Origin of the sequence: Dactylosporangium sp. NPDC005555 (assembly GCF_040605635.1) — a bacterium.
Classification (GTDB): domain Bacteria; phylum Actinomycetota; class Actinomycetes; order Mycobacteriales; family Micromonosporaceae; genus Dactylosporangium.
This window is the reverse complement of the sequence record NZ_JBEXDG010000119.1, coordinates 1-11421: the sequence shown is the minus strand read 5'-3', so window position 1 is coordinate 11421 and position 11421 is coordinate 1. Positions and strand designations below refer to the sequence as shown.

Here is an 11421-nt window from a genome sequence, read left to right as displayed (position 1 = left end):
TGACGGAGATCACCTGACCGCCCACCAGGAATTCCGGTGTCCGCGAGCCGGGACTCAACTGTCCGTCAGCAAGGATTTTTCACTGTCCGCTAGCAGCTGATGTGGCAGGACTTGGAGCCGGATCAGGGGAGTCTCAAGGTGTGCCGGCAACGGGTGGTCGAAGACCCGACAAGCGAGGTGCGGGAGAAGCCGCCCAAGTCCCACAACGGCATCCGCACTCTGCTGCTGGACGAGGCGACCCTCACAATTCTGACCACCACCAAAGTGCACGCGAAGGCGCCGGCGGGTTCGCGGTACATGTTCACCGGTCGTACCGGGCAGCCGCTGCGGCCGGACAATGTCACCAGCCGGTTCAACCACCTCGCGGCAGGTGCCGGGGTCCGCCCGATCGGACCGCATCAGATCCGGCATCTGCTGGTCTCAAGCTTGCTCGATGACGAATACGGCATCCACGAAGTCGCCGAACGTCTCGGCCACGACCCTGGCACTCTCATGCGCTACTACACCCGGGTCGGCGCCGCCCGCCGCCGCCAGGCCACCCTGCACATCGCTGAGCTCATCGCGCCCTGACCTGGGCAGGTGGATGGGACCGGTAGGTCCGGCGCTCGCACGTACGGTCGTCACGATGAGGTGATCCGTTGGACCCCTTTACTCGGCCGGTTTATGCTTTCGGTGACCTGGGAGAACGTGCTTGAGCACGTCGCTGGGGCCTCCGACGACTGGGGGTCAAGGGGTCGTGGGTTCGAATCCCGCCGTCCCGACAGTGTGGGCTGGGAATATTCAAGCTCATGATGTACACATTGGACAGTTCTTGTTAGCGCGCGCTAACGGATGCGCTAACAATAATTCGGTCAAATCCGGGCAGAATACTCTAGTCAACACCATGTTGGTCCCTTTTGTACACGTCGCACTTGACGCAAAATCAAGTGCTGTCAGTGTCGCGGGGTGCCGTCCGTTAGCGTTCCGTTCGCGGTAGATGTTCACCGGTCGCACCGGCCAACCACTGCGGCCGGACAACGTCACCAGCCGGCTCGCCTCTGGCGCCGGGTGCGCCGGATCGGACCGCACCAGATCCGACACCTACTGGCCTCCACCCTGCTTGACGACGGGTACAACATCCACGAAGTCGCCGAACGCCTCGGCCACGACCCCGGCACACTCATGCGCTACTACACCCGCGTCAACGCGACCCGACGACGGCAGGCCACCGGGTACATCGCCGAACTCATCACGCCGTGACGTCAACGCATAAGGCTCCTCCGTGAGGCAGACGGCAACAGCGCTCCGCGCTGCCGTGGGGCGGCAGCGCGGTACCTACGACCGAGTTGGCGAAGGGCGGACGAGGGCAGTTGCATGGCCGCCGGGAAACAAGGTCGGGATGTGCTGCGTGGTACGGCAACAGTCCGCTGCGGCCTTGAACTGCCAGGAGCTGACCGGGAGCGATCCGAGCGCAATTCATCGCTGTCCGGAACCGGCCAGGAGCGCCGAGAGCGGCACCGTGGCTCCGGTATTCCAGGCGACGCCGGAGTGGGGTATGCAGGTTTGGCACACTGCCGGTATGCAACACGGTGCGGACGCGAGTGACGAGTATCGCCGGCGGATTCTGTACCAGGCCGACGGCGTGGCCCAGATGTTCCTGCGGGGGCGGGAAGTCGGCCAGCCGATGGCTCGCGAGCACAAGGAGATCATCGAAGGCATCGTCGCCAGTGACTACGACGGGCGCACGCTCATCGAGCTGCTCCAGAACGGCCACGACGCACACCCCGCAGACCGGTCGGACGGCCAGTTGGAGTTCCTACTCCATGAGGAAGAAGGCCGCTGGGGCGTGCTGTATGTGGCGAACGGCGGCGATCCGATCAGCCACGACGACTTTCCAGCGATGTGCCGGATCGCGATGTCGAGTAAGCGGCCGGACGAGGGCATCGGCAACAAGGGCGTCGGCTTCAAAAGCGTGCTGCAGCTCGCCGGGAGCCCCGAGGTGTATAGCCGTGCCGATGCCAGTTCGGCGGGGTTCGACGGCTACTGCTTCCGGTTCGCCAGACCCGCCGACTTCGACGGGCTCGCCGAACGGGTCGCGCCGGACCGGCCCGGGCTGGGGGACGATCTCCGGGAGAACGTCGCATCCCTGCAGGTGCCCATTCCGCTTGACGACCTGCCGGACGAGGTGCAGTCGTATCAGGCCAAGGGCTTCGCGACCGTGGTCCGATTGGTACTGCGTTCGGAGCAGGCACGCGGGCGGGCGCGCAAGCAGCTCAAGGAGTTGACGGCGCCAGAAGTGCCGTTGCATCTCTTCCTGGACCGCGTCGGCGAGTTGACGGTTCGCTGGACTCGCTCGGACCGTGCGGCGAAACCGGTTAACCTCCGCAGGAAGGTGAGTCGGCTGTTCAGCACGGATGACCTCGTGATCGACGAGGTGCTGCTGCAGGACGCGAAGCGGTTCATGATGCTGCGGTTGCGGGTCCCGGAGAGCGACATGCGCGCGGCGATCGCGGATGGCCGCAAAGACGGGCTGATGAGCGCCAACTGGGAGCAGTGGAAGGGCGACGGGCAGGTCTGCGTTGCCCTGCCGATGGACGATGTACTTGCGAAGGGACGGCTGTACACGTTCCTGCCGATGGGGGGAGGACGCGCACGCGCCGTTGTCCGGCTTCGTCAACGCCCCGTTCTTTGCCCGGCTCGACCGGCGCACGCTGGACGAGACGATTCCGCTGAACTCCCTGTTGCTGGACCGTGTCGCCGAGTTGTGCGCGCAGGCCGCGGTTTTGGCCGTTACCGGGCAGGTCGACCTGCCGGCCGAGTCGGTCGTGGATCTGCTCACCTGGCAGCAGAAAGCATTGCCCAGGCTGGTACGTGCCTTCGAACGGCGGCAGGAGGATCTGTACACCCTGCCCTTCGTTCCAGCGTTGGGGCGCTCACCCCGCACGACGATAACCACCGGCCGGCTCTGGGAGAGCCGAGGAATCCAGTTCACGGCGGAGACGGTCGTTGCGTCCGGCGTCGAGCACCTCATTGACCCGCGGCTGCACCCCCATCGCAAGGAAGGGCTCAGACGGCTCGCGGCGGCTCGGCGGCTCGTGCTGCAGCCACGTGACGAGGAGCTCGCGGAGTGGGCGGAGCGGTACGCCACGCACCTCGGCGATCAGCCGTTCGACGCTGAACGGTGGGCGACGCTGTATGACGACCTGTCGTCGGTGATGCCGAAGGGCGGGCAACTGGTCGGACGGCGGATTCTGGTCGACAGGGACGGCGCCGTCATCGCCGCAGGATCCGGCAAGGAAGGCGGCGTCGCTGTCTTCCTGGCACCGCAGCCCGGCGACGCGGTCCCGACACTGACCCCACCGCCAGCGGTCGCGGCGCGGCTGGTGTTCACCCATCCCGACCTTCCTTGGCGGACCGCCGACGCCAACCGCCGGTTACGGCCCGGCCGGATCTGGCTGGAAAACCAGGACCTGCTTCGGGAGTACCGCACGGACGCCGTTCTCGACCTGATCGGTGAGACGATGCGTAGCGTCGATCCGGCGGCAGCGCCGGATCTGCTTGCCTGCCTCATCTTCGCCTTCGACGTCTGGTCCGGTGCCGCTCGCGAGGTCGCGGCCGATGTAGTCGCTCACGCCGGTCTCCTTGTACCAGTGGCCAAGGGATGGCGACCGGCCAGAGGCGCGTATTTCGGCACCGGCTGGCCTGGGGAGCGTCGAAACGTCGACGACCTTCTCGTGCGACTGCTCCGTCGAGGAGCTCCGGTTTCACGCGCGCTTACCGGCATTGCAGCAGCGCTGATCGCGCCACCGGCCACGATGCTCCGGGACGGGGACGTTCGGGTCGAGGCGTTGCGGACCTTCCTCGAACACGCTGGCGTCCAGCACGGCCTCGTCCCAAAGATGTTTACCCATGCGGGGCTCGCGTTGCGAGGCGATCAGGTCGCGGACCCGGTGCACGTGCCGCACCTGCAGATCGATGTACCAGCGGCGCAGCAGGAGATCTGGCGTGCATACGTCGCGCGGTGGCCCCGCCTCAAGCCGCAGTTCATGACGGTGCCGTACACGCCGAGCCCGGGCATCGCCGTGCTGCCGGGACAGGTCGACCATCACGCGTTCGACGTGGAATGCCGCGAGATCTACGCCGAGCTGATCCTCCACGGATTGGCCATCTGGCCGGACAGTGCCCTGCAGTTCCGCTATGTGCGCGGCGCCGATCAGCCTGCATGGCCGACGCCGCTGGCGGCCTTCCTTGCCACGTCCGCCTGGCTGCCGCAGACCACACCCCTGCGGCGTAAGGATCTGACCTTGAGCACGCTGGCGGACGCCTGGTGGATACGGCAGGGCGACACACCCGACTATCTGCGCGCCCAACCCGCGCGTTACCGCAGTCTCGCCACCGATCGAGTGCTTGAGCGGCTCAGCAGGCTTGGCACCCGGTTCTGGGACGACCCGGCAACGGCCGCGGCCCGACTGCAGGAGATCACCGACCTGGTGCAAGAGCGCGCCCTCGGCGTCCGCAGCCAACTGGCCATGGCCGTACGCAGGGCGTATGAGACGGCGTGGAAGGACCTGGTCGCCACCGGTGGGAGTGTTTCTCACCGCGCGCGGCCCGAAGCCGTCGTCTCCCGGCTTGGCCGCTTGGAGGTCGTGGACCTCGGCCCCGAAGCCGACATCGTGTACGTCGCCGACCCTGCCGGAACTCACAAGGAGCGGCTCCTGCAACAGGTCGCGGTGCTGATGTTGCCGGTCCGCGACCCGGTCCTGGCCACGGCGGTCCGCCGCCTGCTCGCGGCAACAGGCGCCGAGGCACTGCGCAGCACCAACGACGCGACGGTCAGTGTGCTGCTCGACGGCCTTCCTGCCGACGACTGCGTCTACACATCGCTGCTCGGCGAGGTCGGCCCCTGGCTGACCATGTACGTGCTGAGCGTGATCGAGTTCAACAGTCGCGCCCTCCCGCCGTCGGCCGCGCAGCTAGCCAAGGCAGCTGACCGGCTCGGTGACGCCCGGCTGACCGTCGCCGCCCGGCGAAGCACCTCCGTCGACGGTCACGTCGTCCCCAGCGACCGCCCGTCGCAATCGTTCCTCATCGCCGCCGACAAGCCTCCGCGGCTGGCGGTGGCAGGCCGGAACCTGACCTCGATGTGGCAAATCGTGCAGGCCGCGAGCGACGCCATCGCCACGCTCATCGAGATGCCAGCAGCAGCAGATGCCCTCCGGCTCGCGGCGATCGATCTCGAGCAGCGGTGTGGTCCTGGCGCCACACCCGAGCCCGCGGACATCGCCGCGGTGCTCGGTGTCGGGATCGACGACGTGATGGCGCTCATGGCCGACCGGGATGCTTCGCTCGCCGAACTCTCCCGCATCATCCCCATCGTGGCGTGCGTCGATCCCGGACTCGCCAACGAGCTCCAAGGCCAGCGCGACGGGATCGACAGTACGGAGGAGCTTCACGAATGGCTCACCGGTCACGGGCTGGACGCTGACCGGTTCGTCGGGCTCGCCGCCGACGACGACCTCCTGGCGGCAGTCCGCTCTCTCGGAGTCGAACTCGGCGTCGCCAACGCCAACTGGAGGGCACTGGGGCTGCCGGTGCTGCACAACAAGGAGGGTCACGCCCGTCAGGTTGCGGCGTACTTGCAGGTGCACCGGCCACGACTGCGCGACCGGGTCCGCGATGCCTTCTTGCCTGTCTTCCGGACAGGCCAGTCGCTGCAGGACTATCTCCGGCTTCAGCACTTGCCCGGCCTCGTCGCTGACGACGCCTGGCTCGATCGCTACTGGGAGGTGCCGGAGGACGTCCTCAGCCGGCATGCCGAAGCGTGGCTTCACGCGCAACTACCAGAAAGCGGGGAGACGGCACCACATCCGGTGGACACGATGCGGGAGAACAACCGGCGAGCGCTGCGTGGAATCCTGTCCTCCGCCCGCCCGCTGGTCGACGCCTGGCTGCTGCGGCACGCCCCACAGCAGCACACCCGACCGGCGGAGTTCGCTGTCGTCGCCGATGCGATGACCCAGGCCGGCCAGTTCGACTTCGCCCAGACCAGCTCCGATGCGGTCATCACCTGGCTGCACAGCAATGGACAGTGGCCAGCAGGAATGCCGCTCTCCTTGCACCGAGCCGAGCTCGGTCTCACCGAAGCTCACACCACCGAAGTCCGCCAGAGACTCGACGTCGAGGAGGATGAACGCCGCCGAGCCGCGTCCAACGTGACATTCGGCGGCAAGATGTACGCAGATCGGGAGTTGGACCTCGCCGGCCTTGCCGACGCCGTCCGTGACAGCGTCCGCCCTGAACTCCTCGACACGCCCACCGAACCCGCGATCCTGTCCGAGCAACAGCCCGAGGCCGAGAAGGGGAGTAGCCGGGCGAGCGGCGGCTGGTGGGGTGGGGCGTCGGTCGGCGTCGATCCAGGCAAGACCCGCCTGATCGGCCTTACCGGCGAGATCGTTGCCGCGGAATGGCTGTACCGGCAGTACGGCGTTCCGCGCGAGGAAAGCTGGGTGTCGGGCTACCGCAACGACATCCTCGCCGACGGCAAAGGTAATGACACGCTCGGCTTCGACTTCCGCATCGTCACCAACGAACGAACGTATCTGTTCGAGGTCAAGGCAACCACGGGCCAGGTGCCGCAGTTCAACCTTGGCGAGACCGAGGTCCGGCAGGCGCAGGATCTGTCGGCTGACGAGATCTACACCATCTTGTTCGTAACTGACGTTCTTGAACCGAGCCGATGCCGGATCATCCCACTACCGAACCCGTTCGGCCCGGCCGGCTTCAAGCGGTATCGAGTCGTAGGCAGTGCGATGCGTCTGGCGTTCACCATGACGTAGCGTAGTCCCGCTGCGGTTCAGTCTGTCCTGCACCGATCTCGCCCGATGTGATCATGGTCGCGATCCGGAGGTATCTGCGGCAAACACAACAGCGCCACGCCGAACGCGCTCAGCCCGATAGCCCTCTGATGCCAGCACCCGCCGATCAACGGCGACTCTGTAGAACAACAGCGCCAGTCCGGGCACAATCACCGGTGACCCGATCGGAGGCATGGTGACCGGAAACGTCGCCCAGAATACCGGCTCGGCCCACGCTGAGGGCGGGTCCATTGCGGTAAGCGGCACCGCCATCATCACCGCGCTGGGATCGGCTCCCGCACGGTCCGACTACCGGGAGCTTGTTCGCTCTATCGCTCCGTCGGACCTTTTGGACCGTGAGTCGGAGCTGGCCCAGTTGGCGGCCTTCTGCACGGCGCCGGACCCTGCGCCCGCGTACCTCGCCTGGCGCGCTCTCGCCTGGGCGGGGAAATCGGGGTTGTTGTCCTGGTTCGCGATGCACCCACCGGACGGGGTGCGAATCGTTTCCTTCTTCGTCACCGCCCGGCACGCGGGCCACAACGACCGGACTGGCTTCACCGAGCTCGTCGCGGGGCAGCTCGCGGAACTGTTGGGCGAGCCGGCTCCGGCCCTGACCGAGGCGAACGCACCCAGTGTGCTGTTGGACCGGTACGCGCGGGCGGTACAGGACTGCGCGGCCCGCGGCGAACGGCTCGTCTTGGTCGTCGACGGACTGGACGAGGACCGCGGGATGACGGCGGAGGCGGATGCCCACAGCATCGCCGCCCTGCTGCCGGCCCGTCCGCCGACCGGGATGCGAGTGGTCGTGAGCACGCGACCCCACCCGGCGTTGCCCGCCGACGTGCCGGACCATCATCCATTGCGCGACTCCGGCACCGTGATCGACCTGGCGGAATCCCCGCACACCGCGGTCATCCGCATGGACGCCCAGCGTGAGCTGGCGCATCTGCTGCGCGGGACCGAGGCGGACCAGGATCTGCTGGGCCTGCTCGCCGCTGCCGGAGGCGGCCTGTCCGCAGCGGACCTGGCCACCCTGATGGGCGCGCCGGTCTGGAGAATCGAGCCGAGGCTGAGCGCGCGCACATTCGACCGGCGGGCTGGCCACTGGAACCCCGCCACACCGGTCTACGTCCTGGGGCATGAGGAGCTGCACCGCCAGACGATCGAGGAGCTGGGCACGGAGCGCCTCGGGTCGTATCGCACTCAGATCCACGACTGGGCCGAGCGCCACCAGGCCGCGGGTTGGCCGGACGACACCCCGGAGTATCTGCTGCGCGGCTACCCCGAGCTGCTCCGGAGCATCGGGGACACCCCGCGCATGATCGCGTGCGCCACCGACCGGGCCCGGCACGATCGCCTGCTCGCCCTGACCGGCGGTGACTCCGCCGCCTTGCTGGAGATCGCGGCAGCGGCGCGCCGCCTCGCCGACGCCCAGCCAATCGACCTGCACGGGATCGGCCGCCTCATCGTGTGGCGGGACGCCCTGCTGCACCGAAACCGGAACATTCCGCGCACCCTGCCGGGCGTGCTGGCCCGCCTCGGCCAGCCCGACCGCGCCGAGGAACTGGCAGGCTCCCTGCCCTACCCGGTCGACCGGGTCTGGGCCATGAACTCCATCGCACTGGCGCTGGCTGATGACGACCCGGCCCGCGCCCGCGCGCTGGCGGAGCGGGTTGCCGCACAGGCGACCATCGAACCGCACCTGCACACGCAGGTACTGGGCGCGGCTGCCCGGACGATGATCCGGGCTGGCGACGCCGACCGCGGGCTCGCCCTGATAGAGGCGGCCGAGGGCTGGGCGCGGCGCCGGACCGAACCGGAGCCCCGGGCGGAGGCACTGCTCGGCCTTGCCCACCTGCTCTCCGACACCGAACCTCGGCGCGCCGCCGACCTTGCTGCAGAGGCGGTACGGCTCGCAGACGACGTGGCCGACGTACGTAGCCAAGTGAACATCCTGACCCCGGTCGCCGAGGTGATCGCCACGGCCGAGCCAGCGGCCGCGGGCCCGGCAATCACGCGCGCCGCGAAGGCGGCCCGGACGATCGAGGATTCCGTTGCTCGGGCCGAGGCCCTAGCCGAGCTCGCCGTCGTGGCGGCCGACGCCGATCGCCCTGGGGCGGCCGCACTGGTCCATGAGGCCGCAACACTCGTCGAACGACCGATCTCCCCGGACGACACATATCCCTACCCAGCGGCCGTAGCCACAGTAGCCACCGGCTTCGCCGCGATCGGCCAGTTGAATCAGTCCGTGACGGTCGCGCGCCGACTGGACCGTTTCATGCGCAACAGAACCCTCACCACGATCGCGCGGCTCGCCGCCGTGGACCACCTCGAGCGCGCGGAGTCCATCGCCGAGTCGATCGACGAGCTCGATGAACGCGCGGAGGCGCTCTCCGACATCGCCCTTGAAATCGTCGATGACCACCCGGACCGGGCTGCGGAGCTGGCCGCCGAAGCGGAGCGGCTCGCCCGGGCCAGCGAGTCCACACACATCCGGGTGCGGGACTTCGCTGGCATCGCGGTCGCGCTCGCTGCGGCCGGTGATCGGCAGCGGGCCCGAGCGTTCGCCGTCAGAGCAGAGGCCGCCGCCGATGCCATGGTCGCAGTGGGCTGGCGCATGCAATGGCTCACCGAGGTGGCCCGTGCCGTCGCCGCGGCCGGCGAGCCGCAACGGGCTGCGGCACTGGCCCGCCGGTCGACCGAACACCACGAGCGCAACTGGGCCCTGACGGCCTTGGCGCGCCAGGCGATCGACAACGGCGAGCTGCTTCACGCCGCGTCCATGGTCGAGGACATCACCTACACGGAAACCCGCATCGAGCTCTGGACCCAGATCGCCCGCGCCGCGCTGGAAGGCGGCAAGACCGCTCAAGCGCACATGTCGACGGTCCGAGCGGAGGACATCGCCGAGCGGAGCGGCAGCGGCCAGATACGCGCAGCCGGGCTGGCCAAGGTGGCGTCGGTCGTAGCCGCAACCGACGACAGGCTACGTGCCGACACACTGGCGGACCGGGCCGAGACCGCCGCCCGCGCACTCGACGACCCGGCAGACCGCGCAGACGCGCTCGCGGCCGTCGCCGTCGCGGTCGCGGACTACGACCGCGACCGGGCCGGTGCACTGCTCGACGAGGCCCTCGGTCTGCCCCAGCGCAATAGCAGCTGGCGCGATCATGTCGCATTCGAGTGCGTCCGAGCGGCAGTCCGGATGGGCCACGTCGAGCGGGCGGAGCGTCTCGCGCAGGCAATGACCTGGCCGCACAACCAGGACAACGCACTGCTGGTGATCGGTCACGCCGCCGTCGCCGCAGACGAGGCCGAACGTGCCGAGGCGGTTACGGCGTCCATCGGCGATATCAACTATCGGGCCGGGCTGCTGGCGGCAATCGCCGTGGCGAGCGAGCCACGGCGGGTCGAACTGATGGCCGAGACACTCCGGCTCAACGGCTGGCGCACTTGCGTGCGGGAGCTCGCCAAGGTCGAGCCGGACGTACTCAGGACGGTCGCCGACGAGTTGGTCCGGGCGACCGAGCGCGGTGCGTAGTCGGCGTTTCGATTGTCCGGGTTGACGGCGGGTGATATCCCGGAGTCGGAACGTGGTGGCGCGGGATGGAGGTCGTGGTGACGGGTCTGGAGCTGGTGGCCGGGTGGCTGGCTATGTATGCGTGGGGGAAGGTGCGTCGAGCCGCCGGGCGGGCTGACGCGGAGGTCGACCGGCTGGTCGATCACGGACTGGATCGTCTGCACGATCTGGTGTCGGAGAAGTTGAGCGGCGATTCCGCGCTCGAACGGCTGGAGTCGGAGGCTGGGCGGGATACCGCGCAGGTGGAGGTCAGCAACCGAACCCGGCAGCGGGTGGAACTGGCGCTGAGGGAAGCCGTTGAGGACTCTCCGAAGTTCGCCGCCGAACTGTGGCCGCTCATCGCCGGGCTGCAGGCCGCGACGCCTCAGATGTATATCGCCTCAAACACCGGCGATGCCACGGCGAGCGATGGTGGGGTTGCCGTGACCGGGGTGGTTGTCGGCGATCTGAGCACCGGACACTAGAACAGATCTGCGGCCAGCGCTTCTATCCGGGCTGGGGAGGTCCGCCCGCCTTTCTGGGCCAGTCATTCGGGGTCACGGCTCAGTTTCTCGTTGAGCTGCTGCCGGGCGGCGGCTGCGTAGCCAGGCTCGCCGAGGGCATCGAGCAGATCCGCTCTCAGCTCGAGCGCAGCAACGCAGCGCTCAGCGCCCGCTTCACTTGCGCCATCGTTGCACAACTCGTAAATTCCGAATGCCTTGGCCGCGTCGCTGAGCGCGATGTCGAACTCGACGCCGCAGCGCCATCGGACCCAAGCGGCCTGGTGCATCGCAACGCCGAAGCTGCGGAACGACTCGATCCCGTTGTCCGTTGAGGCAATTGTTCGCCATACCTCCACGGACTCCTGCGTCGGCGCGAGCGCGTCGGTCAGGCGACCAGCGTCGACGTGCATGGCGGTGAGGATGGCGAGAATGTTAGCCAGCCTGCGGTCGTACAAGCCCGGCTCCGCGTCGCAGAGTTCGCGGTACATCTCGGCTGCCTCGGCCGTGACAGCGGGCGCCTGGTCAT

Annotated in this window: 7 protein-coding genes; 6 read left to right on the top strand and 1 reads right to left on the bottom strand. The window is 68.1% G+C overall.

Features of this window, described 5'->3' with window-relative positions; genetic code table 11:
* The first annotated feature begins 99 nt into the window (after window positions 1-99).
* The 6 genes from ABZS58_RS50275 to ABZS58_RS50250 all read left to right on the top strand — a co-directional run bounded on the left by ABZS58_RS50275 (window position 100) and on the right by ABZS58_RS50250 (window position 10877).
* Entirely contained in the window at window positions 100-570 is a 471-nt protein-coding gene (locus ABZS58_RS50275; protein WP_354791860.1) for a tyrosine-type recombinase/integrase, read from the top strand.
* Window positions 571-1047: 477 nt separating this feature from the next.
* The gene (locus ABZS58_RS50270) at window positions 1048-1239 is read left to right on the top strand and encodes a tyrosine-type recombinase/integrase (RefSeq protein ID WP_354791858.1); all 192 of its coding nucleotides are present in this window, start codon (window positions 1048-1050) and stop codon (window positions 1237-1239) included.
* A 175-nt stretch (window positions 1240-1414) separates the two neighbouring features.
* Entirely contained in the window at window positions 1415-3013 is a 1599-nt protein-coding gene (locus tag ABZS58_RS50265; protein WP_354791857.1) for a hypothetical protein, read from the top strand.
* Window positions 3014-3194: 181 nt separating this feature from the next.
* On the top strand, window positions 3195-6815 hold the full coding sequence (locus tag ABZS58_RS50260) for a DUF3883 domain-containing protein (RefSeq protein WP_354791862.1): 3621 nt from the start codon (window positions 3195-3197) through the stop codon (window positions 6813-6815).
* Window positions 6816-7026: 211 nt separating this feature from the next.
* Window positions 7027-10374, top strand: coding sequence for a hypothetical protein (locus ABZS58_RS50255; RefSeq protein WP_354791855.1), 3348 nt, complete (start codon window positions 7027-7029; stop codon window positions 10372-10374).
* A 65-nt stretch (window positions 10375-10439) separates the two neighbouring features.
* Window positions 10440-10877 (top strand): chromosome partitioning protein, encoded by a 438-nt coding sequence (locus tag ABZS58_RS50250; RefSeq protein ID WP_354791853.1) that lies wholly within the window; start codon window positions 10440-10442, stop codon window positions 10875-10877.
* 62 nt (window positions 10878-10939) lie between these two features.
* On the opposite strand, the gene ABZS58_RS50245 is transcribed toward ABZS58_RS50250, so the two are convergent.
* Window positions 10940-11421: hypothetical protein (locus ABZS58_RS50245; protein WP_354791852.1), on the bottom strand; the 482-nt coding region annotated here is incomplete at its 5' end.